This is a genomic window from Rhizobium sp. NPDC092011 (assembly GCF_044756305.1).
Taxonomy (GTDB): domain Bacteria; phylum Pseudomonadota; class Alphaproteobacteria; order Rhizobiales; family Rhizobiaceae; genus Rhizobium.
In genome coordinates this window covers 58,261-84,333 of the sequence record NZ_JBIVSO010000020.1, presented here as the reverse complement: position 1 = coordinate 84,333, position 26,073 = coordinate 58,261, and the positions used below count along the sequence as shown (strand labels likewise).

Genomic DNA, 26,073 nt, shown 5'->3' with positions numbered 1-26,073 from the left:
GGACCTCGGGACTTCATGAGCCTTCTCCGATTGAGCCCCGCAGAGTGTATCAGTTTTTCCGTGTCCCGTGGTCCAGCCCGAAGGGTTCACTCCACACTCGGGTCAGATAGTGACCCGCACGATGATGTTTGAGGAGGTATGGCATTATCGCTACGGGGAGGCGACGAATGTCATCGATGTCCATATCAGTAAACTTCGCAGGAAATTGGATCTGCCTGGCCTTGTGCCTTTGATCCGAACGCTTCGCGGTTCAGGCTATGTTCTCGATGCGACCAAGTGAACTTTTCAGGACAAGCGGGTTCCGATTGGCCCTTGCCTTTCTCGTGGTCTTCGGTGCTGCGGCAAGCGCCTTGTTTCTGTTTGTCGATTGGCAAATGCAGGGTTTTCTCGATCAGCGAAGCGATGAGTGGTTGACGCGCGAAATGCAGTCGCTTCAAAGCCTGCCGGAGGATGCGATCGTTTCGCGTCTGACGACACGAAGCAGGGATCAGACGAATGCCGAGCGCCCATTTTCGCTCTTCGACCAGAACGGCAAGCTCATCGCCGGCATTCCGCTTGCCTTTCCGGAAAAACCTGTTTTCGACGCTCCCTTCGACTTTGCCGATCACAGCGCCTCAAAGAAGGACCATTACAGAGGAATGCTGCATCGCCGCGCCGATGGCAGTTCAATCCTTGTCGCGCAAAGCTTGCACGAGCAACGCGAGTTCCGGGAGCGGCTTGAAAACGCGACGCTTTTCGCGTCTTTGACGACAGCGATACTCGGTCTCGCCGGTACTGTCGCAGTAGGCCTAGGGGCGGTTCGTCGCCTCGACGCCATGTCGGACGCAGCAGCGCGCATCATGAAAGGCGACCTCAAGCAGCGACTGCCGACGGGTCGCGCCGGCGGTGACATTGACCGTCTCGCCAAAGTCGTCAACGAAATGCTCGATGAAATCGAACGCCTGATGCAGGAGGTAAAGGGCGTTTGCGACAACATCGCCCACGACATGCGTACGCCCCTCACCCGCCTTCTCGGAAGTCTTGAGCGCGCGCGACGGCGCGCGACAAGCCTTGAGGAATATCACGGCTATGTTGATGAAGCGCTCGAGGAAATTCGCGGCATCTTGAAGACCTTCGGCGCGCTTCTGCGCATCTCGGAAGTGGAAGACGGGCTGCGCAGATCGGGTTTCGTCGAGATCGACCTGAAGGCGATCGCGCGCGATGCCGTCGATTTCTTCGAGCCTGCCGCCGAGGAATGCGGCGTCACCCTCGCCTATGCCTCAGGCAGCAACGATCCCGCAATCATCTTAGGAGATCCCAGCCTGATCTTCGAAGCAATAGCCAACCTGATCGACAATGCGATCAAGTTCACGCCAAGGGACGGACGCGCGATCGTCCGCGTTGAAAGTGTCGGGCACGGCGCGACCGTAGCGGTCGAGGATACCGGCATAGGAATCCGCAAAGAGGATGCCGACGCCGTGCTTCGACGATTCTATCGAGCCGAAAAGAGCCGACATGCCCCAGGCAACGGCCTCGGATTGAGCCTCGTCTCGGCCGTTGCGAGACTTCACGGCATGCGCCTGGAAATCGTCACACCGGATGTTGGCACCTGCGTTCGCCTGGCAACTGCATAGAGTTGGCTTGCTGCAGTGGAACTGCAAATATGGATGACGAAAGCAGAGGAAGAACGCGCAGCCTTTGTCGTGTCTTTGCGCCTTTCGACGGTCGCAAAGCGGACGAAATTCAAAACTATTGCATTGATCTGCAATTTCGTTTGGTCGGAGCTACCAGGCCAAGTCCCTGTAGATAGCGATTGCCGAGGGGCATGAATGCATGAAATGAGGAAGCCCGTGCTGGTCTTTAGCAAGGGTCCGCGATACGCAGCCAACCGATGGTGATATAAGGGTTTCAATGACGATCATTAAACGTCAACGTCAGTCTGCCTGGCAATTCCTCTTGCTGCCCCTGCGGCTCGTCATCGCCGTTCTCGTTATCATCAGCGAGATCGCTCGACCCGTTTATCGGCCACTCGTGAACTGGTTCGCCTCGCTTTCTATCGTAAAGCACTTCGGTGCGTTTGTCGGGTCCTTGCCGCGCGGCGTTATTCTCGTCCTATTCGTCGTGCCCCTTGCGATTGCCGAGCCTCTGAAAATTTACGCGTTGGTCGTCATTGCCAGGGGCCATGTGATCTCCGGGCTCGTCATCATCGCATTGGCCTACCTGATGAGCTTTCTTTTGGTTGAACGGCTTTTCCATGCAGGCCGCGAGAAACTACTCACCTATGCGTGGCTCAAATGGATCATGGATCGCGTTGAGATCGTCCGGGGCTGGGTCGTCGAGATAAAGGAAAGCGCGATCATGACGATGCGGGCCTGGCTGCAATGAATGGCAATAGCTGACCCAACCGCATTGCCCGCCGAAGCCGTTCAATTCAATCATCACGACGGTGAAGGAAAGCGGCCGCGCCCGTGGTCAGATTTAACAAAGTGGAGAGTGCAGCGGGTGCGCATTCCACGCCGATGGACCAGGCTTCACCGCCAGCCGTAAATCTCAATCACCCCCTCATGGGCGATTTTATGCCCTCCCGCTCTGAGCGACCCTATGTGGAGACTGCGCGATTACTATCCGTATTCCTGCGGAGAATAATGGGCTGCATGCACGGCTACAGCGCGGTTAGGTCACAAACACACATTGGGTCAGAGCGCCGGGAAACCCGACGGATGTCAATGCCGCTCCGGTCCAACCTCGCTCACGGCAGCCCGACTCGAACCCTATGGGAGCTTGCTTGACATCAAACACTCGACACACTATTGATACGTATCACTAATACGTATAAGTGAAGATCGATGACAAACGGACGAGCAACGCAAAAAGATGTCGCACGGGCCGCGGGGGTCTCCCAGGCCACAGTTTCCATGGTGCTGAGTGGCGGCGGCGCATCCATCCCGGCCGAGACCTGGGAGCGCATCACCAAGGCGGCAAAAGATCTCGGCTATGTGCCGAACCGCTTTGCGCAGGCGTTGAAGACGAGCCGCACGATGACGATTGCCTGCATTGTGCCCGACATCACCAACCCGTTCTATCCTTCGCTGGTGCGCGGCATTCAGTCGATCGCCGACGGGCAGAGCTACGATGTGATCACAGTCAATACCGATGGTACGCCGGAGCGCGAACGTCACTTTCTCGATTGGGCACGGCAGGGACGCGTCGACGGCGTGATCGGCGTCTTCTTCACCTTGAAGGCCAAGGATTTCAGCCCGTTGGTTGAAGCTGGCGTTCCGGTGGTACGAATTGAATCGTCGAAAAAACGCGGCGGCGCGATCCCGGTTGACGATATCTATGTCGACAGCCGCGCGGCGGCGGAAGCGGTGACCGAATATCTGCTCAGCCTTGGTCATAGCCGCATCGCGCTTGTCGCCGGTCGTGGCGGCCCGCAGGCGCATCGCATCGAAGGCTATCGCGCCGCGCTCGCAAAGCGCGGCCATCCCGATCACGTCGTCATCGACGAGGAATTTTCCGAGTTGGGTGGCATTCGTGCGGCTGAGAGCATCCTCGGCGGCGATTTCAAACCCACCGCCATCTTCGCGGCCAATGACCTGATGGCGATCGGGGTGATGCAGTCGCTGCGCGAGCGCCGCATTCGCATTCCCGAGGATATCGCCGTCGTCGGTTTCGACGACATTTCGGCCGCCAAGCTCGTTACGCCGTCACTGACGACGGTCGCACAGTTCCAGTGGAAAATGGGAGAACGTGCCGCGCAGACCCTGATGGATCGTCTTCGCGGAGAGAAGACCGGTGCAGGAACCGCTGTCGAAATGCCCTTCGACCTCATCGTCCGGGGCTCGACGAACAACGAATAAAAGCAAATCGGGAGGAGAAAACCGATGCATAGACGTACCGTTTTGAAGGCTGGCTTCGGCCTTGCCGCCTTGCCGCTCATGTCCCGCCTCGCTTTTGCGGCGGATCAGAAGCCCGTATCTTTCTGGTATGAATCCGCGTCGCCGGAGAACCAGGATAACCTCAAGAATATCCTGATCGATCCATTCAATACTGCCCATCCGGAGGACCTGCTGAGCATTGACTTCCGCGGCGCCGATCTCGACAAGCAACTGCGTGTTGCCATGCTCGCCGGCACGGGACCCGATGTCGTCTTCACGGCCGGCCCGAGTTATGTCGCGGCGATGGCCCAGGCCGGTCAGCTTCTATCGCTCGACGATTATGCCAAGAAATATGGCTGGAACGAGCGCCTGCTGCCGCTCTTCCTTGATCTCGGCCGTTATAACGGCAAGCTGTATGCGCTGGCGAAGACCTATGAAACGCTTGGCCTTTTCTACAATAAGACATTGTTCGAGCAGAACAAATGGAAGGTGCCGACGACGATATCAGATTTCGAGTCGCTCGCCGACGAGATGAAGGCGAAGGGGCTCACTCCCTTCGGTGCCGGCAATGCCGACTGGCGTCCGGCCAACGAGCACTATGTCTCGATCGCCTTCAATTCGATCGCCGGCCCGGAGAACGTCTATAAGGCCCTTACAGGGGCGATCCCGTGGACTGACCCCGCTTTTGTGCATTCGATCGACAAGCTCGCAGAGTGGTGGGACAAGGGCTACTTCGGCGAAAACTATTTCTCGCTGACGCTCGAGCAGGCCTTTGCGCAGATCGCCAGCGGTCAGGCCGGCATGGCACCGACCGGCACGTGGAACTTCACCAACGTTCAGACCTATTTCCCACAGAACAACGCGGAGCCCGGCTTCGTCGGCTTCCCGAGCGAGAAAGGCGACCCGATCTTCGCGCTCGGTATCGGCTCGACACTGTCGGTCAACGCCAAATCAGCCAATGCCGATGGCGCCGCCACCGTCCTGGACTACATGTTCACGGACGACTACTACAGCAAGATGAACTCCGTCTGGCAGGGCGAATGGAATCTACCGCTGGCAGACCTTTCCAAGGTCGAACTCTCCGACAAGGTGCTGCCTCTCTACGAGGATGCGATGAAGCAGTTGGCGGGTGCCGTCAGCGCCGGCAAATATGGCTATACGACCTGGACCTTCCTGCCGCCGGCCACGGATACATACCTCGTGAGCGGCATGGAAGAAGTCTGGCTCAAGAAGACGAAGCCGGCAGACTTTCTCAAGAAGCTCGATGAGACCTTCAAGCAGGAACGCGATGCCGGCAAGGCGCCGGCGGTTCCACCCCGCGTCTGATAGCCGCCGCAGGGCGGCGCGAGGAGCGTCGCCCCTGCCCGGAGGAAACCATGCACAGACTCTATCTCGTTCCGACGATGATCATTAATATCATCATCGTCCTGATCCCCGCATTGCTGACGGTGGCGCTCGCCTTCTGCAATTGGGATGGTATTTCTTCACCCACCTTTGCAGGTCTCGATAATTTCCGCACGCTTGCGGATGATCGCGTCTTCTGGTTGGCGCTCGGCAACAACATCATCTGGACGCTCGTCTTCCTGACAGTTCCGGTCTTGATGGGATTGTTGGCCGCCTCGATGCTGCTGATCGTGCGCCGCGGCAGCAATTTCTTTCAGGTCGTCTACTTCCTGCCCGTCGTCATCGCGACCGCGATCACGGCCCGTATCTGGCAGGGCATGATCTATAGTCCCGTGACCGGTGTCTTCGGCCTCCTCAAGAAATACGGCCTGCCGATCCCCAATCCGCTGACACAGCCACCGATCGCGCTTTTCGGTGTCGCGACCGTCGACCTCTGGCACTGGTGGGGCTTCCTCTGCGTCATCTTCTTTGCAGCGCTCCGCCAGGTGCCGCAGGAGCAGATCGAGGCCGCCAGAATAGAGGGCGCGACCTATTTTCAGATGATGCGCTACGTGTTGCTGCCGGGCATTCGGCCGACCATTACGCTGATGATGATCATGACGGTCATCTGGTCGTTCCTCGCCTTCGATTTCGTCTACATCCTCACGCAGGGTGGGCCGGCTTTTTCAAGCGAGTTGCTTTCGACCCTTGCCTATCGCAAGGCATTTTACGACCTGAACGTCGGGCAGGCCGCGGCCGCCGCGCTTGTCATCAGCCTGTTCGGTCTCGTCGGCACGTTTTTCTATGTCCGCATCCAGACCCGGGAGGGTGAACAATGAGGCTTGTAGAAAGCCGCCTGACCCTCTGGGTCTGCTATATCCTGCTTGGCATCTTCGCCTTCCTCGCGCTCTTTCCGATCGCTCTCCTGGTGCTGAACTCGCTAAAGCCGGCAGCCCAGATCGTCCAGAACCCGCTCGGCCTGCCGCAGCCGATCCGTTGGCAGAACTTCGCCAATGCCTGGAACCACGCAAAGTTCTCGAAGACGTTCATCAACTCGCTGATCGTGTCCGGCACAACGATCGCGCTTGTCTGCACGACATCGTCGCTGACAGCCTATGTGATCGCGCGCCGCAAGATCAAAAGCTGGAAGATCTTCACCTTCTATCTGCTCGCAACCACCACTGCACCGATCCAGCTGTATATCTTTCCGCTCTATTTCGGCTTTGCGAAGCTCGGCCTGATCAACAACATATTCGGCGTCGCATTGATCTACACCGCGCTCTACAGCCCCTTCGCAGTGATGCTGCTTAGAACCTACTTCCTTGCGGTTCCAAAGGAGCTCGAAGAGGCGGCGATCGTCGATGGCGCCACGCACTGGCAGGTGTTCTGGCGGGTGATGCTGCCGATCGTCTCGCCAGGCATCCTCACCGTGGCGCTGATCATCGGGCTGAACTCGTGGAATGAATTCCTCATCGCTACGACCTTCCTGCAAAAGCAGGAGAACATGACCGCCGTCATCGCCTTCTTTCTGCTTTCCGGCCAGTACAGCTCCGACTGGGGCGAGATCATGGCCGCAGCCCTCATCATCGTCGTGCCAGTCGTTGCGCTTTTCGTCTTCATGCAGAAGCGCTTCATCGAAGGCATGGCCGGCGGCTCCGTCAAAGGCTGAACGATTTTCCTGGTTAAATGGAGTGAACAATGCAGCTTCCGAACGACTATCTCGAACGCGTCTATGCCGGTGTCCTGGGCAAGCTTATCGGCGTCTATCTCGGTCGCCCCTTCGAGGGCTGGACCTACCAGAAGATCATGGAGGAGCTTGGCCCGATCGAGTACTATGTGCATGAGCGCCTGAACCAGCCGCTTGTCGTCACCGACGACGATGTGGCCGGCACCTTCACCTTCATCCGCGCGCTTGAAGACTACGGCATCAAACCGAACCTTTCGGCCGAGGAAATCGGCAAGGCGTGGCTCAACTACATCGTCGAGGAGCGGTCGATCCTCTGGTGGGGCGGCAATGGCAACTCCACGGAACACACCGCCTGGCTGAACCTCAAGAAGGGCGTGTCGGCACCGCATTCCGGTTCGATCGCCACCAATGGTCAGGGCGTCGCCGAACAGATCGGCGCGCAGATCTTCATCGACGGATGGGCGATGGTTGCGCCTGGCCAGCCGGAGCTTGCAGCCAGGCTTGCCGAACAGGCAGGCAAGGTCAGCCATGACGGCGAATCCGTTTATGCCGCCATGCTGTGGGCCGCGATGGAAGCGGAAGCCTTCATCTCCTCCGACATCGACCACCTGATCGATGTCGGACTGAAACAGATCCCGACGGACAGCCATATCGCCCGGCTGATTGCCGACATCAGAGCCTGGCACAAGGCAAATCCGGACTGGCGCGACACACGCCAGAAGATTGAGGACAATTACGGCTATGACAAATATCCCGGTAATTGCCACATCATGCCCAATCACGCCCTGATGATCATGACGGTGCTCTATGCGCCGCACGACTTCCAGAAGGCGCAGATGATTGTCAACACGTCGGGCTGGGATACGGATTGCAATGCCGGCAATGTCGGCTGCCTGCTCGGGATCATGAACGGGCTCGACGGACTTGCCGAGGGCCCGGACTTCCGCGGACCTATCGCCGACCGCTTGCTGATCTCGTCGGCCGATGGTGGAAATTCCATCAATGATGCGGTTCGTCAGGCATATTTTCTGACCAATCTCGGCCTGAGGCTTGCCGGCCAACAATCACTCGATGCCCCGAAGAATGGCGCGCAGTTCCACTTTTCTCTCCCCGGAAGCCAGCAGGGCTTCCGCCCGCAGGCGGGCCTCAACACGGCAAGCGACGTACGCGTCGGCAATGCCGAGTTCGAGAGCGGCCGTGCGTTAACCATCGACTACGACGCCATCGGGCCCGCACAAAGCGCGGTCGTCACGACACCGACCTTCTCGCCACGCGAAATGCTCGACATGCGGACCTACGACCTGATGGCAACGCCGCTTGTCTATCCAGGTCAGACGGCAAAGGCACGCATCAAGGCCGACGCGCAGAACCGTGGCGCAATCGAAGCTCGCCTGCGCATCCGTGTCTATGACGAGCGGGATCAATTAAGCGATGTAGATTCGGATCCGGTTATCCTTCAGCCCGGCTCCGAGGCCACACTCGAATGGACGCTGCCCGATGTCGATGGTCAGCCGATCGCCGAAATCGGCATTGCGGTAAGCAGTACGGGTCGACGGGCTGATGGCCGTCTTCTGGTCGATTACATCCGCTGGGACGGAACGCCAAAATTGACCCTCAAGCGTCCGGCCGGTGACGGCGATTTCTGGCGCATGGCCTGGGTAAACGGCGCGAGCTTCTTCTCCAAGCGCTTCCCGGCCGCCTTCCGTATTGCGCAAAATAGCGGCGAAGGCATCATCATCCACGGCACGCGGCAATGGACCGATTACCAAGCCTCCGGCCAGGTTATGATTCATCTCGGCAATTACGGCGGCCTCGCCATTCGCGCCCAGGGCCTTCGGCGCTATTATGGGGCACGGGTGACGCGCGACGGCAAGATGCAGATCGTCAGGGTCCGCGATGAAGACACCAAGGTCCTTGCGGAGGCGCCTTTCAAGACCGAATTCGACAAGCACATTGCGATGAAAGTCACGGCGCAAGGCGCACGAATTACCTTTGAAGCTGATGGGATCTCGGTGGTGGCGGAGGACAGCTCCGAGGAAGCCTTCCGCGACGGCGGTGTTGGTCTGCTCGTCCATGAGGGCGCCTTGTCGTCGAACGAGATCCGGATCGGAGCGGCGTGATGGCAACCGTTACCATAGACAGGGCACGCAAGGCCTACGGCGCCGTGGAAATTCTCCACGGTGTCTCGGCTGATATCGCAGACGGCGAGTTCGTTGTCTTGGTCGGGCCATCCGGCTGCGGCAAGTCGACCCTTCTTAGAATGATTGCCGGTCTTGAGGACATCACCGGCGGCACGATCGGCATCGGCGGGCGCGTGGTCAACAATCTGCCGCCCAAGGAACGCGATATATCCATGGTCTTTCAGAATTATGCGCTTTACCCGCATATGACGGTTGCCGAAAACATGGCCTTCTCGCTGACGCTTGCCGGTGCACCCAAGGACGAGAAGCAGAAGCGTGTGGCGCATGCAGCGCAAATTCTCGGACTCACCGACCTGCTGGGACGTTATCCCCGGCAACTGTCGGGCGGTCAGCGCCAGCGCGTCGCCATGGGACGCTCGATCGTTCGCGATCCGCAGGTCTTCCTCTTCGACGAGCCTTTGTCCAACCTGGATGCAAAGCTGCGCGTGGCAATGCGAGCCGAGATCAAGAGCCTCCATCGCCGGCTGGCGACGACAACAATCTATGTGACCCACGATCAGGTCGAGGCAATGACCATGGCCGATCGGATCGTGGTCATGAACGGCGGGCATATCGAACAGATCGGCAAGCCACTCGAGCTCTACGACAATCCGCATAGCACCTTCGTCGCCGCCTTCATCGGCTCTCCGGCGATGAACTTGCTGAACGGGCGCTTTGACAGTGACGGCGGCCGGCCTGTCTTCAAGACGAATGACGGCATCATATTGCCCCTGCACGATCAGGCACCGAAGCTCGCCGGCGTGGAGGGTGTGTACGGCATTCGGCCGGAATATTTTACCCTTTCGGCGGCGAATGTCGGCATTCCAGCGCGCGTGGTGGTCGTCGAACCACTCGGATCTGAAACGCATATAACGGCAACCGTTGGTGGACAGACAATCGTCACCGTTTTCCATGACCGGCTCGATATCGCGCCGGAAGAGACGATCTGGCTGCAGCCGCGGACGGACCGGATCTGCCTGTTCGACGCCGACGGGCGACGCCTGTCAAACAAGGCGGCCGAGCCGGTGATGTCAGCTTGACCAGCCATGAAGCGATTGGCTGATCGTTGGTTCCAATGATCCAGCCGATCGCTCCATAGGCATGCGATCTCCCCGTTGGGTGCTGATCGTCTCCTAATCACGATCGAACTGATCGGATCCAACGTCGCGCTCGACACCGGCATAGCGAAGCGCGATGAAAGCCAGCAGGCTGGCTACGGCATAAGCATTTAGCTTGAACAGGACCGAGAGTTCCACTTCGCTCCACCCATACAAAGGAGCGACGATCCAGTTGCGGGAAAGCAGAAACGCTCCAAAGCTAAAAGCCACCATTCCCCGTTGCCACCATTTTTCCTCGGCTTTGAACGAGAGCGCCGCGAGCATCACACAGGCTGAAAAGAACAGTTCCGTACCGGATGCGGTCCCGAACAGCTTTGTCTCGAACAAGGTATCGAGTGTGCCGATCGTCGGCAGCATGATCCGCGCGACCAGCGGTGAGCGCCGGGCAACAAAGGGAATGGCAAGAAAGAATGGCGCGGAAATCAATGTTAGCAAGCATTCCCTGACGCCGGTTCCGATCAGATACCAGACGTAGATCGGATAGAAAGGCTTATTCGCAAAGATCACCCAGGCAATGGTTACCGTTGCCCGGGTCAATGGATCGAGTTGCTGTCGTGTCCCGACCATCAGACAACCGGTTTAAGAAGATAATGGCCGACACCCCAGACCTCGCCGTTGTCATGACCGAACAGACCGGCGGTGGACAGGAAAAATAATCGCCAACGCCGCCGCCAGAGAGAGGCTTGCCTGCCGTAGACCTGCTTTAATATGGGCTGGATGCCGTCAATCTCGCGATCGAAGTTCGAAAGCCAGTCGAGCGCCGTGCGGCGATAGTGGGTGCCCGACCACCGCCATTCCTGCTCGACCTTGAAAAGATCGCCGAACCGGTGCGGCAGATCATGGGCAGGCATGATACCACCGGTGAAGAAATGCTGCGCGATCCAGTCGGTCGGGTCGTCGTGATCGAAGCGATAAGAGCGATCCCTGTGGGCGAAGACATGCAGGAAGAGCCGCCCATCCGGAGTGATCCATCCGCGGACGCGGCTCAGCAATGCACGCCAATTCGACATATGTTCGAACATTTCGACCGAGACGACGCGGTCGAAGCGTTCTTCGGTCGCAAAGTCGTTCATGTCGGCGGTGATGACGTCAAGATTCGTGAGCCCGCGATTGGCTGCAAGGTCGAGAATGTAGGCTCGCTGCGAAGCGGAATTCGACACGGATGTGATACGGCAATTCGGAAATTGCCGGGCGAGATAGAGGGACAGCGAGCCCCAGCCGCAGCCGAGCTCAAGAATGCTCATGCCGTCCTCAATTGCGGCATGCATTACCGTTTCAGCGAGCGCGTGAGTTTCCGCGTCCTCGATCGTGGTGTCGGGCGTCGGATAGAGGCAGCAGGAATATTTTCGCTGCGGTCCGAGCGCCAGAGCGAAGAATTCGGCCGGCACCTCATAATGCTGGCGGTTCGCCACGTCGGTGTGGATCGCCACAGGGAAACTGTCCATCGTTTCGGCGAAGCCCTGTTCTTCCATCGCCGGTGTGGCGGCCAGGCGACGTTTGGTGCGGGCGCAGAGGAAATCAATCCCCGCCAGGGTCATGCCGTCAGTCAGCGGCGCACGCTCGGCGGTATTGATTGCGAAGGCCAGCATGTTCATGGCAGTTCTCCGTTTCTACGAGGTCCGGGAAAGAAGGCGTTGACGCGTTTCTGGAGGTCACGGAATCTGTCGCCGCGTGAGCGCTGCATGTGTTCTTCGAGGGGCGGAATGCCGGAAACATGCACTAGCAGCCAATACATCAGGGCTGGTGCCAGCAACGAAGCCCATGTCCACGCTGACAAGGTCAACGCAAAAAGCGGCCAGGAGCACCAGAAGAGCCATTCAAAGAAATAGTTGGGATGACGCGAATAACGCCATAAGCCGACCTCGCAGACCTCCGTCTTTGCTTGCGGCGTTTTTCGGAAGCGGGAAAGCTGAAAATCAGCGATCGCCTCGCCGCCAAGCGCCACGACAGCGACGAGGATGGCGAAAAGGTCGATGGCGCGGGGATAGCCATAATTATTGGTCGCGGCCAGATAGACCGCCAACACCAGAATGAAGGCTGCCAGCGCCTGCACCTGCAGAAAGAGAAAAAGCTGCCAGGCGGCTCTATCCCCCCATTCTTCGATCAATCTTGCATACCGCGGATCTTCGCCGCTGCCTCGGGTACGCGTGCCGATATGGCTGCCAAGCCTCAGCGCCCACGCGGCGATGATGATGAGGACGATCATTCGGCGATCGAAATTGCCATGCGCGAAGACCGCGGCGATGATGCCGCCAATGCCCACTGTGCCCGACCAGATCGTGTCGACCCAGCCACTCAGCCCTGTCGCGCGCTGTATCGCCCAGGCACCGACCATGGCCAGCGACAGCCAGCCTGCAATGATGGTCAGGAGTGTTAAATCCATGGTTCTCTCTATCAAAGCTATGACTGCCTGTACGGCCGACGGCGCGATTCGGTTTCGTGCCTTTGAGATTAAATTTCAAAAATCCGCACCGTTTATGAAACCATCTGGCGCGACCGCGCGTATCTCGAACAGGCAACAAGGGAAATCCAAAGCCACGACCATGGCTCAGGCGAGAGGACGGCATGTCAATTGATGAGCGGAGCAATGGTGGCAAACGCCTGAACATCGCAATTGTGGGAAGTGGGATTTCTGGCCTGTCGGCAGCCTGGTTATTGTCCAGCGACCATGACGTCACGGTTTTCGAGGCATCGGATCGCGTTGGTGGTCACAGCAACACAGTCGAATTCGACAGCGCGAGCGGGCCCATTGCCGTCGATACGGGCTTCATCGTCTATAACGAGGTGACTTATCCGAATCTGACAGCCCTGTTCCGGACGCTCGACGTGCCGACGATTGCTTCCGACATGTCGTTTGCAGTCTCGATGGACGATGGTGCCTTCGAATATTCCGGTGGAACAGGTTTCGGCCTGCTGGCGCAAAAAGCCAATCTCCTACGCCCGCGCTTCTGGTCGATGATGAACGACCTGCTGCGCTTCTACCGCCGCGCGCCACGCGACCTCTCGATCATGGGTGGGATTTCTCTCGAGGAGTACCTGAACCGAAACGGCTATGGCCTGGCGTTCCGCCACGATCACCTTTACCCGATGGCTGCCGCAATCTGGTCGACGCCAGCACTCGAGGTCGGGGCTCAGCCAGCGGCCAGCTTCGTCAGGTTCTGTTGCAATCACGGCCTGCTCGAACTGTGGGACCGCCCGACCTGGAGAACGGTGAAGGGCGGAAGCCGCGAATATGTCGCCCGCATGACCAGCCGTTTCGCCGACCGGATCCGGTTATCCACGCCGGTACGAGAGGTTTATCGTCAAAAAGGGGGCGTGGAGATCCGGGATGCACATGGTGCGAGCCACATGTTCGACGAGGTAGTGCTTGCCACCCATGCCGACCAGGCCCTTCGCATCCTGATGGATGCAACCGATGAAGAGCGCCGAATTCTTGGCTCGTTCAAATATTCACGCAACGAGGCTTTACTGCACGGCGATACCGCTCTGATGCCGAAGCGGCACGCCGCCTGGTCCAGTTGGAACTACGTCGCCGACAGGCGCCCCCATTCATCCGATGAGCAGACACAGCCGTCGATTACCTATTGGATGAACAGACTTCAGCCCCTTGGTATAGCACCTCCGACTTTCGTGACGCTTAATCCCCGCCGCGAACCGCGCGAGGAAACCGTGATTCGACGCGAGGTCTACGAGCATCCTGTCTTCAATCTGGAAACTCACCGCGCACAACAGGAAATCTGGTCGTTGCAGGGCGTGCGCAATACCTGGTTCTGCGGCGCGCATTTTGGTTCCGGCTTTCATGAGGACGGTATTCAGGCGGGGCTTGCAGTCGCGGAGGAACTTGGCGGAATGCGCCGGCCCTGGCGGGTGGCGCAGGAAAGCGGCCGGATCGTGCGCCGGCCAGTCACGCGGCCGATCGGACGACCGGCCGGGCAGGAGGCATTCGTATGATATCGAGCCTACAATCGGGCCTTTATCCAGGGCACGTAACACATGCGCGTTCGAGGCCGAAGCGGCACAGGCTTGCCTACCGCATCTACTCGCTGCTTCTCGATCTCGACGAACTCGATTTGCTTGATCGTCGTCTCAAGCTGTTCTCCGTCGATCGTTTCAACCTTTTTTCGTTTCGGCGCGCAGATCGTGGCGACCGATCTGGCAAAGACCTCAAGGGCCAGGTGGAGCGCTCGATGCGGCGTGCCGGCATCGAGCCGGATGGCGGTCCGATCCGGCTTCTGACCATGCCGAGGGTGCTCGGCTGGGCGTTCAATCCGCTCAGCGTATTCTTCTGCTCCGGTTGCGATGGAGAACTGAGAGCCATCCTCTGGGAGGTCGACAACACCTTCGGAGAACGTCACGCCTACATGATCCCTGTCGATCGGGACGGAAGCGATGAAATCGTCCAGCACTGCGACAAAGCCTTCTATGTGTCGCCCTTTATGGACATGGATCTTCGCTATGAATTCCGGGTTTCTCCACCCGCCGAGAGGTTTTCTATCCGTATCGATGCCTTTGATGAGAAGGGACTGGTGCTCACGGCGCGGCATCTGGCAAAGCGCTCCGACCTCACGGACGCCGCGCTATTGAAGGCGTTTTTAACAATCCCCTTCCTGACACTGCGTGTCGTCGGCGGCATTCATTGGGAGGCTCTGAAGATCTGGTTGAAGGGCGTCCAGCTCAAGGCGCGGCCCCGACCTCCCGCGGAACCAGTGTCTGTCGTCCGTCATCGGTCCGGCAGTCAAAGGCAGTCTCAAAAGGCGAGAAGCTCATGAGCCAGATTGAGGAATTTTCCGAGGCATCGTTCTCGGGTGTTACAAAGGCGGAAGAACTTGGCATCGGTGGGCGCATTCTGAACCGGATGATCGGAAGCCTTTGCTGCGGCCGCCTGAAAGTCGTCCTGCCGTCCGGCGCTGTCATCGAAAGGGCCGGAAAAGAGGTTGGCCCCGACGCGACGATCGTCATGCGGCGATGGCGTGCTCTGCGACGCATCGCGGCTGCGGGAGATATTGGGTTTGCGGAAGGGTTTATCGAGGAAGATTGGACAACACCGGATCTCACAGCGGTTATCCGACTGGCAGCCAGAAATGCGCAAGCGCTCTCTCCAGCGATTGACGGCAATGTGCTGATGCGGATCGTCAACCGCATCGGACATCTCATGAACGCCAACACGAAGAAGGGAAGCCGTCGCAATGTCGAGGCGCATTACGACCTCGGCAACGATTTCTACAAGCAATGGCTCGGACCGACGATGCTCTATTCGTCGGCAATCTACGACGAGACGACAGCGAGCCTTGAGGCTGCCCAGCAGAAGCGACTCGATGTCATCCGAGAAAAGCTTGCGCTTTCCGGCGGCGAGCGCGTTCTGGAGATCGGTTGCGGCTGGGGCGCACTTGCGGTCGAGCTTGCGACGCTATCGGATGCAAATGTAGTCGGTCTCACCCTGTCGCCGTCCCAGCTCGCCTGGGCGAAACAAGCGGTCGTCTCAGCGGCCAAAGATGGTCAGGTCGATCTGCGGCTCCAGGACTATCGCGATACCGATGGGCAATTCGATCGGATCGTTTCGATCGAAATGTTCGAGGCTGTCGGCGAATGTTATTGGCCGAACTATTTCGACACCTTGAGGCGCTGCATGAAAGCAGATGGCCACGCCGTGCTTCAGATCATCTCGATTGAGGAGAGCCGCTTCGAGGCCTATCGCGGCGGCATCGACTTCATCCAGAAATTCATCTTCCCCGGCGGTTTCCTGCCGTCAGACGGAGCGCTCGATGCAGCCGTGACGGCCGCAGGCCTGAAGCTGGTGGAAGTCGAGCATTTCGGCAAATCATACGCCCGAACGCTCGCGGAATGGCGCGCGCGCTTTCACGCCCGCTGGCCCGCCATTGCAGCACAGGGCTTCGATGAAAGCTTCAAGCGTCTCTGGCACTATTATCTCTGCTATTGCGAGGCGGGCTTTGAGGAGGAGAGCATCGATGTCGGGTTGTACACGATCAAGCATGCCTAACCGGGTCCACGAGGAAGTCAGGATGAAGCACGTCATCGCCGCAGTTTTAATCCTTGTTTCCGGATGTGCCGGGAGCGTTCAGGCGGCCGACATCGAGGGTCAGTGGGCGCGCGGAGATGGAAATGCCAAGGTCAGGATCGCGCCCTGCGGTTCTGATATTTGCGCGACGAATACCTGGATCAAGCCGGGAACGCCCAAGGAGAAGAAAGGCGACAAACTTGTCATGACCATCAAGCCGGGTGACGAAGGGGTCTATTTGGGTACAGCGTTCGACCCTCAACGGAACATGACCTACAAGCTCACCGTGACTGTCCGTGGCGACAAGATGACCACGCGCGGCTGCATCGTGGCCGGCCTCCTGTGCAAGGGTATCGAATGGGCTCGCATCAACTAGCGGCAGGGCCGATTTTTGGAGGCAAGCAAATGAGGACCTATTCCATCGCCTATCTCGCCACTCTCATCGTATTTGTTGCGATCGACTTCCTCTGGCTCAGCAGCATGGCAGACCGTCTCTATCGCCCTGTCTTGGGTGACATGCTGACAGCGGAATTCCGGCTCGGTCCAGCCATCGCATTTTATCTTCTCTACACGGCTGGCCTGACAGTTCTCGCCGTCAGGACCGGCTTGTTGTCCGGTTCCATCCGCACGACCTTGCTCCAGGGCGCGGTCGTCGGCTTCACCGCCTATGCCACTTACGATTTGACCAACCAGTCGACACTGAAGAACTGGTCGACGATGTTGACGATTGCGGACCTGATTTGGGGAACGGTGCTCTCCGCCACCGCTGCCGGAGTCAGTTTCTGCGTCACCCGGCGCCTTGCCAGAACGGACAACGGCATATCATGATCTCGCCAGGTGCCGATTTACCGCGACATAGCCAATCCGCTCCTCCCCATGCCGCCGATTTGCGCAGTCGAACATCTCTACCCTACTCATCCGAGAGAATTCGGCTTCGAGTGTCGAAACTCGAGCGAGGCCCTCAACCATAAGCGACAGGGCGCCCTCGTTAGAAGGAAGGCGTCGGCGATGCGGCGCGAAGGTGCTCGCGCAACGTTTCGGTTGCGTACTCATGGCGGTACAGTCCTCGCTTTCGCAGGATCGGCACCAACTCATCGACGATGACGGCCAGGCCATCGATCAGTCGATCGGGCTGCAGGTTGAAGCCGTCGATCGCTCCGGCATGGAACCAGTCCTCGATGTGGTCGGCAAGCTGTTCTGGCGTGCCGACAAAACCGGCGTGACCGGAACCGGTGTAGCGGGTCTGCTTGAGATATTCCCGCACCGTCGGGTTGGTTTTACGGATCTGCGCGACAATGGACTCCCGGAAACCGATGCTTCCGTTGAATTTCTGGGCATCCTTGATGGGGCCGAGAACCTCTTCCGGAAAGGGCGCATCGAGCTCCAGTTTCGAAGCATCAAAGCCGATCGCCTGCGATAGCCAGCCGATAGAGTACGATGCGGGGCCGGCATCGTGAAGCTCGTCGCTTCGGCGACGCGCCTCCTCTTCGGTGCTACCCAGGCTCAGCAGAAGACCGGGAAGGATCTTGATGTCGTCCGGGGAGCGTCCGTGGCTTCTGGCAATGCCCTTGACGAGGCGGTAGTGCTCGATGGCCTGGATCTTCGTGAGTTCGGCCGCGAAAACACCCTCGGCAACCCGACCTGCGAGCTCGCGCCCTTGGGGCGAGCCGCCCGCCTGGAAGATGATTGGCTGGCCCTGTTTGGATGGCGGAACGCGCAGGCGGCCCTCGATGTCAAAGAAGTCGCCATGGTGTCGTATCGTCTGGCCGTCGGCAGCCGACCCCCAGAGAGCTCGGACAACATCAACGAATTCGCTAGCTCTTCCGTAACGGTCGTCGCGATCGGGAATGTCGGGCAACCCAAAATTCCGAGCTGCAGGAATATTGCGGGTCGTAACAACATTCCAAGCCGCGCGGCCGCCGGTCTGATGATCCCATGAGAGGAAGCGCTCCGCAAGTTCGAAGGGATCGTTGAAGGTAGACGAGGCCGTCGCGACCAGTCCGACCCGCGATGTCGCCGCCGCGACGTGTCCCCAGTTGACGGAGGGCTCAAGACGGATCGGGTTTGCGTCATAGGCTGGATCACCAAGCAATGGTCCGTCGGCGAGAAACAGTGCGTCGAGGGTTCCACGTTCTGCGGTGCGACCGATATTCTCCCAGTAGCCGGGATCGATGAAGGAATCCTTCTTCAGGAGCGGCGTCTTCCACGCTGCGGGCAGATAGCCAAGAACGAGGACATTGATGCCGAGGAGCACGTGGCCGGATCGTTTATGTGTCATTTCTTATCTCTTGGTTGCGATCTAGAGCGCTGTATGCGGCTGCGGCGTCGGGAAGGCTGATCGCGCGCTCGGCGGCAACGGCTTTGGGTGAGCAAGCTCAAGTGCGGAGCGTAACGAGCCGCCAAGGCGCGAGGGAGCGAAGTCCTCCCCGAGCAAGCGCTCGGCGGCGTCGAACAGGTCGCTGATGGTTTCATTCGCACCCGCACGGAGCAAGACACCTGAACGGCCTGCGATGGGCGGCTTTTCTCCAAGCGACACCACGGCGACGGAACCAGAAGCGCCCAGCACCAGATCGATTGGATCGTCATCGCCTCGTGGCGGAAGGTCAGAATCTGGACCATGATACCAAGCGATTACCGACGCTCCCGTTGCCGGCTCAGGTGCATTCAACGGCCCTGCAATCGAGAAGCTGTTGTCAATGTCCACATGCACGATGCGGTCGGACTGAACCAGAATACCGGTATCCAGGTCTCCGATAATTGAATCGTGGGGCCAGCTCTGTTCGAGCGCCCGCACTGCCAGCGCAGCGTCGTAAGCTGTCCGGGCGTCGAGCGCAGCACCGCCACCGAGCCCTGCCCCACCCCATGCGGGAGCGCCTACTGGGCCATGTGGCGCGTAGGCATCGCGAACGCCGATCAGGAGGCCACTGCGGCCCTGAGATAAATGGGCAAGCGACGCGACACGCCGGGCGATATTGTACGGATGGTCGCGCTGTGGGGTCGCAGCTATCAGAAACCGACCGTTCCTGGTTGCGCCCGCAAGTGTCGCTCCCACAGCGGAGCTGGTCAAGGTGACCGATGCCGGGTCGCTGCCATCGAGGCGGTCAATTCCCAGGACAGTGAATGCGACCTCCAATGCGTCCCACCGCGCGAGAAGCGCACGGCTGGACGTGAGTTCGACCAGATGTGGTCCGGCAAGTCCGAGAGCAAGATAGGGTTTGGTCATGACACGCCTCCCTAGTTGCCTTGGCCACCACGCCCGAGCCGGGCGATGCTTGAAACAGGAGATTTGTCGTTGACGAAGTAGTCGCCGAGAATGCGAGCCTTGTAGGCCACAGGGTTGTGCGATGCGAGTGTCCGCGCATTGCGCCAATGACGATCGAGTGCCGCATCTTCGGACGTGGCCGAAGCGCCAAGAGCATTGAAGACATGCGTGACGGCATAGAGAACCCCGTCGATGATCGCAAGTTGTGCTTGCGATACAGCCACTTCTCCCGCAGTCACCAGCCGATCGCGCAGGGCGACGTCTCCGGCCGCATGCGCTGACGCGATGAGGTCGAGCGAACCGGCGGCGCGACGCAGGGCCGCTTCGGTGGAAAACACCCGGACCGACACCTCACCGATCACCTGCAATAATTGCGGATCGAGCGCCGGGACGGGATCGAGACCTTGCGGGTAATTGCGGCCACGAGATTTGAGCGCGGAGATGCCATCGCGCTGGACCGCCCGAGTTATACCCGTCAAGACAGCGAGCAGCGCGGTCTGGTAGAAATGCCCCTGATAGACCACCCGCTCGCTTGCGGGGAACACATCGCCTTCGTGAGCAATGGCATCCTTGTAGATGGCACTGCCGCTTGCTGTGGTGCGCTGCCCGAAGCCCGGCCAGTCGTCGGTCAGCTCTACCCCTGGCTGGTGGCGGCTCACCAGCGTCGTGATCAACGTGCCATCCTCACTCTTACCAATCACGTCCAGCCAGTCGGCGTAAAGGCTCCCCGTCGCATAGAACTTGGCGCCGGTGACTTTGTAGTGGTCGTCCTCGCGCGTCACCACGGTCTTGATTGTTGCGTAGGTTCCGTTGTTTGCTTCGGTCCAGCCCCCACCCACGAACTCGCGGTCCCGAAAGCGCTGGAACCACCTTTCGTTCGTTGGAGATGGGCGGGCATTCAGGCGATCCTCCACGAAGGCAAGATGATTGCGCCAGACATGGGCGACATTGGCATCGGCTTCCGCAAGCAGGGCCAGCAGATAGAAAGTCTGCTCGAGCGAAGCGCCAAAGCCGCCAAGATCCTCTGGAACTCGCAGCAGGGCAAAGTCGGCATCCTTCAGCCACTGTACCTGTTCGAACGGAAAGGTACGGTTGCGCTCACGCTCGACGCTTCCCGCGGCAATGCGATCGAAGATCGGCTGGAAGCGTTGGACCAAGACGTCCTCCCTCGCTGTCGCCGGACGCAGGTAGGTCAACGAGAGTGGTGCATCCACTGCAGTCATGTTCTTCTCCATTTTGATAGTGCTGTTTAAAATTCTTAGCGGGATGGCGATTGGCTGGGGTCGCGCCAGTGGGCGACGAGATCGACGATCAGGGTGCAGACAACGAAGACCGACGCGGCGAAGATGGTCGTTCCGATCACAAGCGGAAAATCCCCATCCAACGCGGCGGTTATTGCCATGCGTCCGACGCCGTCGAGCCCGAATATCGTCTCCGTGACGATCGCACCGCCCATGATGACGGCGAGCTCAAGGCCACCCAGGGTGATGATTGGATTCAACGCCGACGGCAGCACGTGCGACAGATAGATCTTGCTCTCGCGAAGCCCCTTGGCGCGGGCCGTCCGGATATAGTCCTGACCAAGGACGTCCAGCATCCCGGCCCGGACGATCCGCTGGAAGATACCTATTTCGGCGATCGCCAGCGTCGCCCACGGCAAGACGAGATGTCTTGCCCACTCAAGCGGATCCTCCAAGAGCGGAACATATCCGCTGCTTGGGAACCAGGCGAACCCGTGGTTCGTGAGTTGGAAGAAGAGGAAATAGGAGATCAAGATGCCGCTCAGGAAGGTTGGCACCGACAGGCCGATATAGGCGAAAAGCGCCAGGATATGATCGACGAGCCGCCCCTGCCAGCGTGCGGCCACGACACCGAAGACGATCGATATCGTCATCCAGATGACCATCGCGCCCAGCGCCAGCGAAATCGTCACGGGAGCCTTGGCAAGAATGAGGTCGGTGACGGCCGCTTGCTTGCGGAAGGAGTAGCCAAGGGCTGGCGGCCAATGCAGCAGCCCCATCGGGGCGCCCTGGATATCCGGCCCCCGGAAGAGATAGTACCAAAGCTGATGATACCAGGGTTCGTTAAGACGCAGCGCCCGCGCCACGCCGTCTATCGTTTCCTGTGTCGCATTTCGCGGCGCGAGCATCGCCGCCGGGTTCCGATAGGCGATCCTCGTAATGAAGAATGAAAGCACCAGCACGATCACGAGGGTGGCGGCCGACCGCAAGATGGTTGAGACGATGTTCTTTGTCATGACTTAGGATCGCCTCTGATGCGGATCGAGTACGCGCCGCAACCCCGAACTCAAGGTGTTGAAGCCAACCACCGTCAGAAACAAGGCAAGGCCTGGCCCCGCCAGAAACCAGGGCTGATCCTGGTAGAGGGAAGTCCGCTGGGCTTCGGCGATCATGTTGCCCCAGCTCGGCACCGGTGCCTGGATTCCGACGCCGAGAAACGAGAGTGTCGCCTCGGCCACGATATTGGCTGGAAGTTGCACCGCCCAATATACGAGCAGCGTCGGCAGGATGTTCGGCAGGATGTCGACGAAAATGATGCGAGCGTTCGACGCACCGATGACCAAGGACGACTCGACCAGCGGGCCAGATCGCATTTCCAGTACCATTCCACGCGTCAGGCGGGCGAAGTAGGTCCAGGAGAACAGGGCTATCACAAGGATGATGACGAGGATCGGGGAGATCAACGGCATCCCTTGCTCGCCTCTGTTGAGCGACAGCAGGCTGAGAGCGGTGACGACGAAGGGGAACGACATGGCGACGTCGATCGCCTGACTGATCACGCGGTCGACGCGACCCGCGATGAAACCGCTGACCATCCCTATCAATGTGCCGATGATCATCGCGGCGGTCGTCGCTGGAATTCCGACGAGCAGAGATATCTGAGCGCCGTAAAGGGTTCGAACAAGGACGTCACGCCCATTTCCATCCGCCCCCAACGGGAATGACAACGAGGGCCGGATTGGAATGCCCATGTCGTCGAGCGCCACGTCCGGGAATTGCTCAGTCGGTCCATGCTGCAACAGGAGGGCCGCAAGCGGCGCAAGCAAAGCGGCAGCCAGCACCAGGCCGACGATCGCAAGCCCAAAGCGGATGCTGCGCTCACGCCACAGGAGGCCCAGGAACCGGGGCGCCGGGCGGCGAACCGACCTTTCGCCAAGGAGATCAACCGACATAAGAGGCCGCCTTCGAAGTGACACGCTCAACCGGCCGCTTGCCACCGGGCATCGAAGCGAGAAGACGCTTCGTGTAGTCGTGCTCGGCCCGCTCGAATATCCGCCTGGTGGGTCCGGCCTCGACTATTCGCCCCTTCTCGAGCACGATGACGCGGTCGCACAGTTCACCGACAACGCCGAGGTCGTGGGAGATGAACAGGATCGAGATACCAAGGCGATCGCGGAGCCGGCGAAGCAGTTGCACGATCTTGACCTGTGTCGTGACGTCAAGCGCTGAGACCGGCTCGTCGGCGACGATAAGCGACGGCCTCAACGCGATTGCTCTGGCGATCGCAACGCGCTGCCGCTGACCTCCGGAAAGCTGAGAGGGCAAACGGGAAAGCACAGTCTCTTGAAGCTCGACATCCGCCAGCAATTGCCGGACCATATCCTTCACCTTCGTGCGGTCCCCTTCGCCCGCGATCACATAAGGATCGGCAAGAAGGGCCTCGACGGATCGTCGCGGATTGAGGCTTGCATAGGGGTCCTGGAAGACCACCTGAATTTCTCGGCGCAAATCGCCGGCGAGTTTCGTCGGGCCTCCCGCCTTCGAATATTGCGCGCCCGAGAAGGAAATCGTGCCATGGTCGGGCCGATCAAGCCCAGCGATCAGGCGGCCGATGGTCGACTTGCCTGATCCTGATTCGCCGACCAGGCCAAGGATCTCCGCCCTACCTATCGAAAACGACACATCCTCAAGGACCGTCTGGCGGGCGACAAAGGAACGACCCAGCGCGGCGACCTCGATCAGCGGCTCCCGTGCGCCGATCGCAGTCGGCTGTGCATAGGTTCGCGGGCCCGCAAGCCGCGCGGCTCCCAGCAGCTCGCGCGTATAGGAATGTTTGGGCGCGGAATAGATCGCCGCCGCCCCCGCCCGTTCAACCACAAGGCCGTCACGCATCACAGCGACGTCGTCGGCAATGTCGGAGACCACGGCGAGATCATGGCTGACAAATACGAGAGCGGTCCGATGCCGTTCCTGCAATCGCCGCAGCAGCTCGAGAATGGATGCCTGCACCGTCACGTCCAGGGCCGTCGTCGGCTCGTCGGCAATGATAAGACCGGGATTTGACGCGATCGCCATGGCAATCATAACGCGTTGCCGCATACCGCCAGACAGGTGACGCGGATAGTCCCCAAGCCTCTTTGCCGGATTGGAAATCTCGACATCGCTCAGGAGCTCGAGTATCCGCTCGCGCTTTTCCTTTCGGCCAATTGAGCGATGGGCAGATACGGCTTCGCCTATCTGGTCTGCGACCGTCTTCAAGGGATGCAGGTTGCTCAAAGGATCCTGAAAAACGAAGCCGATCTCCGCCCCCCGGATTCTGCGCAGGACAGTCGTTGAGGCTCCGAGGATTTCCTCGCCTCGATAGAGCACGCTGCCATCAATCGATGCATGGGGGGGCAGCAGACCGGCGGCACCAAGCAAGCTGGCACTCTTGCCGGATCCGGATTCACCCACGATTGCGAGCGTCCTTCCCGGTTCGACATCGAACGACACGCCCCGCACCGCCTCTACGGCTCCGAAGCGAACCCTTAAATCACGAATGGAAAGGACGCTCATCAGATCAGTTCTTCACGGCGATGTTTGTGATATCGGCCTGAACGGCCAGCGACGACCACGCCCAGTGGGTAATGCGATCGGACGTGATCGCAATCTTCCGCTTCTCAAACAGCGGGATCCATGGCAGGTCCGCGGAGACGATCCTGTCGGCCTTCGCCCAGATCGGCGCCGGGTCGTCCGATGGAAAGGCTTCAGCGGCAAGCTTGTTGAGCTCGGCGTTGCTGTAGCAGATCGAGTTCACATTTCCCGTTCCGCAGGGAGATGCATCCGAGTTCAGCCAGCCGCCAAGCAGCATTCGCGTGCTCGGGCCCTGCCAGTCGGGAGCGAACTGACCGCCAAGCGAGATGTCCCATCTGCTCTTTGCGTCTTGGATGAAGGAATACCATTGTGTCGGCGGGATCGGGATCAGGTTGAGCTCGATCCCGGCAGTGGCGACGTCTTCCTTGACCGCGACGGCAATCGCTTCGAACTGGGCGGTCGTGCGGTAGATTGCGTCGAGCTTCACGCCATTGGGATAGCCCGCCTTGGCAAGCAGCGCTTTCGCCTTTGCCTTGTCGCCTTTGTTACCCTCGACTGGATACGGATCAAACGGTTCGTAGCCGAGAATCGTGGAGGTGATGATCTGCGACAGCGGTACGGCAGCAATTGGACCGCCCTGGACCTGGACAAGATGTGCGCGATTGACCGCATAGGTCAGCGCCTGGCGCACCTCCGGTTTGCGAAGAGCGTTCGCCCCGTCGCTCTGGGCCTGCGGACGGGCGTTGAAGGTGATGAAGTTTGCAGCGCCGCTGTTGGAGGAATGCAGTTGCGCTTCCTTCTGGGTCTGGAAACGCTTGATGGCGCTGCGCGGAGGAACGTCGAGATAGAGCGAGAGGTCTGCCTCGCCCGCCTCGATCTTCTGGACAATGCTGTCTTCGCTATTGGCCGTGAAGTCGACCACGATTTCGTCGACATAGGCTTTTCGGGCTTCGTCGCTTTCCGGCTTGAAGTTCTTCGCTTTCTTCAGGACCAGCTTCTGCCCGTCCTGATAGCTGTCGACATAATAGGGGCCGCTTGACGGGAAGTTCCTGCGGAATTCGGCAGAGTCCGGAAAGTATTTCGATGCGACTTCAGGCGGCAATGGCGACACGAAATTCATCGAGAGAATATTGAGAAAATCGTAATTCTTGCTGTCCGACCTGATGATGAGCGTCTTGTCGTCGGGTGCGCTGACGCCAGAGATCTCGTGACTGTCGATGAATGCCTTCGATGCCGCCAAGTCTCCCGTCGGCACCTTCCCAAACTCCTGGCAATAGGCCTTGAAGCCGGAGATCGCGAGATTGAAGTAGTTGATTGCAGCGACCTGCTTGTTGGGGTCGCAGAAGCGCTTGATGTCGTATACGAAATCGCCAGCCACAATCTTGCGATCCGTCGGACCAGAAAAGAAGATATCGTCCTTCAGATGGAACGTGTAGGTCTTTCCGCCGTCGCTCACATCCCACGACTTCGCCAGATCTGGCACGAGCTTCGTGTCGTCCTTGATGTCCTTAGAGGAGCCTGGATAGGTGACAAGCTGGCGGGTGACGGCACGCAGGATTTCCCAGGAATCGGTGCTGTAGCCTGTGAGTGGATCGAATGCGTCCAGATCCTGGAGCGAGGCGATACGCAATGTACCGCCGAATTGCGGTTCGCTTGCGAGGGCTTCAGATCCGAGCGCGGCGGTGATTGCGAGGTTCGCCAGGAGCAGTCCACCTGCCAAGCGGTAAGAACGACGTTTCATTTTGCAATGCCTTAG

Annotated in this window: 24 protein-coding genes; 14 read left to right on the top strand and 10 right to left on the bottom strand. The window is 59.3% G+C overall.

The window, feature by feature from the left end; all coding sequences use genetic code 11:
- Positions 1 to 121 precede the first annotated feature (121 nt).
- The 9 genes from ACIQJ2_RS34955 to ACIQJ2_RS34915 all read left to right on the top strand — a co-directional run bounded on the left by ACIQJ2_RS34955 (position 122) and on the right by ACIQJ2_RS34915 (position 10,147).
- On the top strand, positions 122 to 280 hold the full coding sequence (locus tag ACIQJ2_RS34955; protein ID WP_400746720.1) for a helix-turn-helix domain-containing protein: 159 nt from the start codon (positions 122 to 124) through the stop codon (positions 278 to 280).
- A gap of 25 nt (positions 281 to 305) precedes the next feature.
- Positions 306 to 1,613, top strand: a complete 1,308-nt coding sequence (locus ACIQJ2_RS34950) for an ATP-binding protein (protein ID WP_400675878.1) — start codon at positions 306 to 308, stop codon at positions 1,611 to 1,613.
- Between the two features lie 277 nt (positions 1,614 to 1,890).
- Entirely contained in the window at positions 1,891 to 2,364 is a 474-nt protein-coding gene (locus ACIQJ2_RS34945; RefSeq protein WP_400675882.1) for a hypothetical protein, read from the top strand.
- 461 nt (positions 2,365 to 2,825) lie between these two features.
- Complete coding sequence (locus tag ACIQJ2_RS34940; RefSeq protein WP_199148527.1) at positions 2,826 to 3,839, top strand: LacI family DNA-binding transcriptional regulator; 1,014 nt, start codon at positions 2,826 to 2,828, stop codon at positions 3,837 to 3,839.
- Positions 3,840 to 3,863: 24 nt separating this feature from the next.
- Positions 3,864 to 5,183, top strand: a complete 1,320-nt coding sequence (locus tag ACIQJ2_RS34935) for an ABC transporter substrate-binding protein (protein WP_400675884.1) — start codon at positions 3,864 to 3,866, stop codon at positions 5,181 to 5,183.
- 50 nt (positions 5,184 to 5,233) lie between these two features.
- Entirely contained in the window at positions 5,234 to 6,079 is an 846-nt protein-coding gene (locus ACIQJ2_RS34930; RefSeq protein ID WP_199148529.1) for a carbohydrate ABC transporter permease, read from the top strand.
- On the top strand, positions 6,076 to 6,909 hold the full coding sequence (locus tag ACIQJ2_RS34925; RefSeq protein WP_199148530.1) for a carbohydrate ABC transporter permease: 834 nt from the start codon (positions 6,076 to 6,078) through the stop codon (positions 6,907 to 6,909). Before ACIQJ2_RS34930 ends, ACIQJ2_RS34925 begins: the two co-directional genes overlap by 4 nt.
- 29 nt (positions 6,910 to 6,938) lie before the next feature.
- Positions 6,939 to 9,047, top strand: coding sequence for an ADP-ribosylglycohydrolase family protein (locus ACIQJ2_RS34920; RefSeq protein ID WP_400675887.1), 2,109 nt, complete (start codon positions 6,939 to 6,941; stop codon positions 9,045 to 9,047).
- The gene (locus ACIQJ2_RS34915) at positions 9,047 to 10,147 is read left to right on the top strand and encodes a sn-glycerol-3-phosphate ABC transporter ATP-binding protein UgpC (RefSeq protein ID WP_199148532.1); all 1,101 of its coding nucleotides are present in this window, start codon (positions 9,047 to 9,049) and stop codon (positions 10,145 to 10,147) included. The genes ACIQJ2_RS34920 and ACIQJ2_RS34915 overlap by 1 nt, the downstream gene beginning before the upstream one ends.
- A gap of 93 nt (positions 10,148 to 10,240) precedes the next feature.
- Here the strand turns inward: ACIQJ2_RS34915 and ACIQJ2_RS34910 are convergent, their stop codons facing one another.
- Genes ACIQJ2_RS34910 through ACIQJ2_RS34900 form a run of 3 tightly spaced genes read right to left on the bottom strand, consistent with a single transcriptional unit; the run spans position 10,241 to position 12,608 of the window.
- The gene (locus tag ACIQJ2_RS34910) at positions 10,241 to 10,792 is read right to left on the bottom strand and encodes a hypothetical protein (RefSeq protein WP_400675889.1); all 552 of its coding nucleotides are present in this window, start codon (positions 10,790 to 10,792) and stop codon (positions 10,241 to 10,243) included.
- The gene (locus tag ACIQJ2_RS34905) at positions 10,792 to 11,820 is read right to left on the bottom strand and encodes an SAM-dependent methyltransferase (protein ID WP_400675891.1); all 1,029 of its coding nucleotides are present in this window, start codon (positions 11,818 to 11,820) and stop codon (positions 10,792 to 10,794) included. The genes ACIQJ2_RS34910 and ACIQJ2_RS34905 overlap by 1 nt, the downstream gene beginning before the upstream one ends.
- On the bottom strand, positions 11,817 to 12,608 hold the full coding sequence (locus ACIQJ2_RS34900; RefSeq protein ID WP_400675893.1) for a DUF1295 domain-containing protein: 792 nt from the start codon (positions 12,606 to 12,608) through the stop codon (positions 11,817 to 11,819). The genes ACIQJ2_RS34905 and ACIQJ2_RS34900 overlap by 4 nt, the downstream gene beginning before the upstream one ends.
- Before the next feature lie 182 nt (positions 12,609 to 12,790).
- Between ACIQJ2_RS34900 and ACIQJ2_RS34895 the strand changes: the two genes are divergently transcribed.
- From ACIQJ2_RS34895 to ACIQJ2_RS34875, 5 genes are read left to right on the top strand one after another with little or no spacing between them, the layout of a single operon-like run.
- Positions 12,791 to 14,176, top strand: a complete 1,386-nt coding sequence (locus tag ACIQJ2_RS34895) for an NAD(P)/FAD-dependent oxidoreductase (RefSeq protein WP_400675895.1) — start codon at positions 12,791 to 12,793, stop codon at positions 14,174 to 14,176.
- Positions 14,173 to 14,994: a DUF1365 domain-containing protein gene (locus tag ACIQJ2_RS34890; protein ID WP_400675897.1), complete on the top strand. Its 822-nt coding sequence runs from the start codon at positions 14,173 to 14,175 to the stop codon at positions 14,992 to 14,994. Before ACIQJ2_RS34895 ends, ACIQJ2_RS34890 begins: the two co-directional genes overlap by 4 nt.
- Entirely contained in the window at positions 14,991 to 16,223 is a 1,233-nt protein-coding gene (locus tag ACIQJ2_RS34885; RefSeq protein WP_400675899.1) for a class I SAM-dependent methyltransferase, read from the top strand. Before ACIQJ2_RS34890 ends, ACIQJ2_RS34885 begins: the two co-directional genes overlap by 4 nt.
- Positions 16,224 to 16,245: 22 nt before the next feature.
- Positions 16,246 to 16,617 (top strand): DUF2147 domain-containing protein, encoded by a 372-nt coding sequence (locus ACIQJ2_RS34880; protein WP_400675901.1) that lies wholly within the window; start codon positions 16,246 to 16,248, stop codon positions 16,615 to 16,617.
- 29 nt (positions 16,618 to 16,646) lie between these two features.
- On the top strand, positions 16,647 to 17,069 hold the full coding sequence (locus ACIQJ2_RS34875; protein ID WP_199148541.1) for a DUF2177 family protein: 423 nt from the start codon (positions 16,647 to 16,649) through the stop codon (positions 17,067 to 17,069).
- Positions 17,070 to 17,229: 160 nt separating this feature from the next.
- Here ACIQJ2_RS34875 and ACIQJ2_RS34870 read toward each other — a convergent pair whose 3' ends face one another.
- Genes ACIQJ2_RS34870 through ACIQJ2_RS34840 form a run of 7 tightly spaced genes read right to left on the bottom strand, consistent with a single transcriptional unit; the run spans position 17,230 to position 26,058 of the window.
- Positions 17,230 to 18,519: an NtaA/DmoA family FMN-dependent monooxygenase gene (locus ACIQJ2_RS34870; RefSeq protein WP_400675903.1), complete on the bottom strand. Its 1,290-nt coding sequence runs from the start codon at positions 18,517 to 18,519 to the stop codon at positions 17,230 to 17,232.
- Positions 18,520 to 18,540: 21 nt separating this feature from the next.
- A complete protein-coding gene (locus ACIQJ2_RS34865) occupies positions 18,541 to 19,464 on the bottom strand; it encodes a hypothetical protein (protein WP_400675905.1) in 924 nt (307 codons plus the stop codon).
- Positions 19,465 to 19,475: 11 nt separating this feature from the next.
- Positions 19,476 to 20,726 (bottom strand): acyl-CoA dehydrogenase, encoded by a 1,251-nt coding sequence (locus ACIQJ2_RS34860; protein WP_400675907.1) that lies wholly within the window; start codon positions 20,724 to 20,726, stop codon positions 19,476 to 19,478.
- Between the two features lie 35 nt (positions 20,727 to 20,761).
- Positions 20,762 to 21,760 (bottom strand): ABC transporter permease, encoded by a 999-nt coding sequence (locus tag ACIQJ2_RS34855; RefSeq protein WP_400675909.1) that lies wholly within the window; start codon positions 21,758 to 21,760, stop codon positions 20,762 to 20,764.
- Positions 21,761 to 21,763: 3 nt separating this feature from the next.
- The gene (locus ACIQJ2_RS34850) at positions 21,764 to 22,696 is read right to left on the bottom strand and encodes an ABC transporter permease (RefSeq protein WP_400675911.1); all 933 of its coding nucleotides are present in this window, start codon (positions 22,694 to 22,696) and stop codon (positions 21,764 to 21,766) included.
- Complete coding sequence (locus ACIQJ2_RS34845; protein ID WP_400675913.1) at positions 22,686 to 24,299, bottom strand: dipeptide ABC transporter ATP-binding protein; 1,614 nt, start codon at positions 24,297 to 24,299, stop codon at positions 22,686 to 22,688. Before ACIQJ2_RS34845 ends, ACIQJ2_RS34850 begins: the two co-directional genes overlap by 11 nt.
- A gap of 4 nt (positions 24,300 to 24,303) precedes the next feature.
- On the bottom strand, positions 24,304 to 26,058 hold the full coding sequence (locus tag ACIQJ2_RS34840; RefSeq protein ID WP_400675915.1) for an ABC transporter substrate-binding protein: 1,755 nt from the start codon (positions 26,056 to 26,058) through the stop codon (positions 24,304 to 24,306).
- Between the last annotated feature and the right edge of the window lie 15 nt (positions 26,059 to 26,073).

Bases quoted from the DNA above. Each gene is read 5' to 3' on its own strand.
- ACIQJ2_RS34955 (WP_400746720.1), top strand. From the start codon at position 122: ATGATGTTTGAGGAGGTATGGCATTATCGCTACGGGGAGGCGACGAAT.
- ACIQJ2_RS34945 (WP_400675882.1), top strand. From the start codon at position 1,891: ATGACGATCATTAAACGTCAACGTCAGTCTGCCTGGCAATTCCTCTTG.
- ACIQJ2_RS34940 (WP_199148527.1), top strand. From the start codon at position 2,826: ATGACAAACGGACGAGCAACGCAAAAAGATGTCGCACGGGCCGCGGGG.
- ACIQJ2_RS34935 (WP_400675884.1), top strand. From the start codon at position 3,864: ATGCATAGACGTACCGTTTTGAAGGCTGGCTTCGGCCTTGCCGCCTTG.
- ACIQJ2_RS34930 (WP_199148529.1), top strand. From the start codon at position 5,234: ATGCACAGACTCTATCTCGTTCCGACGATGATCATTAATATCATCATC.
- ACIQJ2_RS34925 (WP_199148530.1), top strand. From the start codon at position 6,076: ATGAGGCTTGTAGAAAGCCGCCTGACCCTCTGGGTCTGCTATATCCTG.
- ACIQJ2_RS34920 (WP_400675887.1), top strand. From the start codon at position 6,939: ATGCAGCTTCCGAACGACTATCTCGAACGCGTCTATGCCGGTGTCCTG.
- ACIQJ2_RS34915 (WP_199148532.1), top strand. From the start codon at position 9,047: ATGGCAACCGTTACCATAGACAGGGCACGCAAGGCCTACGGCGCCGTG.
- ACIQJ2_RS34910 (WP_400675889.1), bottom strand. From the start codon at position 10,792: ATGGTCGGGACACGACAGCAACTCGATCCATTGACCCGGGCAACGGTA.
- ACIQJ2_RS34905 (WP_400675891.1), bottom strand. From the start codon at position 11,820: ATGAACATGCTGGCCTTCGCAATCAATACCGCCGAGCGTGCGCCGCTG.
- ACIQJ2_RS34900 (WP_400675893.1), bottom strand. From the start codon at position 12,608: ATGGATTTAACACTCCTGACCATCATTGCAGGCTGGCTGTCGCTGGCC.
- ACIQJ2_RS34895 (WP_400675895.1), top strand. From the start codon at position 12,791: ATGTCAATTGATGAGCGGAGCAATGGTGGCAAACGCCTGAACATCGCA.
- ACIQJ2_RS34890 (WP_400675897.1), top strand. From the start codon at position 14,173: ATGATATCGAGCCTACAATCGGGCCTTTATCCAGGGCACGTAACACAT.
- ACIQJ2_RS34885 (WP_400675899.1), top strand. From the start codon at position 14,991: ATGAGCCAGATTGAGGAATTTTCCGAGGCATCGTTCTCGGGTGTTACA.
- ACIQJ2_RS34880 (WP_400675901.1), top strand. From the start codon at position 16,246: ATGAAGCACGTCATCGCCGCAGTTTTAATCCTTGTTTCCGGATGTGCC.
- ACIQJ2_RS34875 (WP_199148541.1), top strand. From the start codon at position 16,647: ATGAGGACCTATTCCATCGCCTATCTCGCCACTCTCATCGTATTTGTT.
- ACIQJ2_RS34870 (WP_400675903.1), bottom strand. From the start codon at position 18,519: ATGACACATAAACGATCCGGCCACGTGCTCCTCGGCATCAATGTCCTC.
- ACIQJ2_RS34865 (WP_400675905.1), bottom strand. From the start codon at position 19,464: ATGACCAAACCCTATCTTGCTCTCGGACTTGCCGGACCACATCTGGTC.
- ACIQJ2_RS34860 (WP_400675907.1), bottom strand. From the start codon at position 20,726: ATGACTGCAGTGGATGCACCACTCTCGTTGACCTACCTGCGTCCGGCG.
- ACIQJ2_RS34855 (WP_400675909.1), bottom strand. From the start codon at position 21,760: ATGACAAAGAACATCGTCTCAACCATCTTGCGGTCGGCCGCCACCCTC.
- ACIQJ2_RS34850 (WP_400675911.1), bottom strand. From the start codon at position 22,696: ATGTCGGTTGATCTCCTTGGCGAAAGGTCGGTTCGCCGCCCGGCGCCC.
- ACIQJ2_RS34845 (WP_400675913.1), bottom strand. From the start codon at position 24,299: ATGAGCGTCCTTTCCATTCGTGATTTAAGGGTTCGCTTCGGAGCCGTA.
- ACIQJ2_RS34840 (WP_400675915.1), bottom strand. From the start codon at position 26,058: ATGAAACGTCGTTCTTACCGCTTGGCAGGTGGACTGCTCCTGGCGAAC.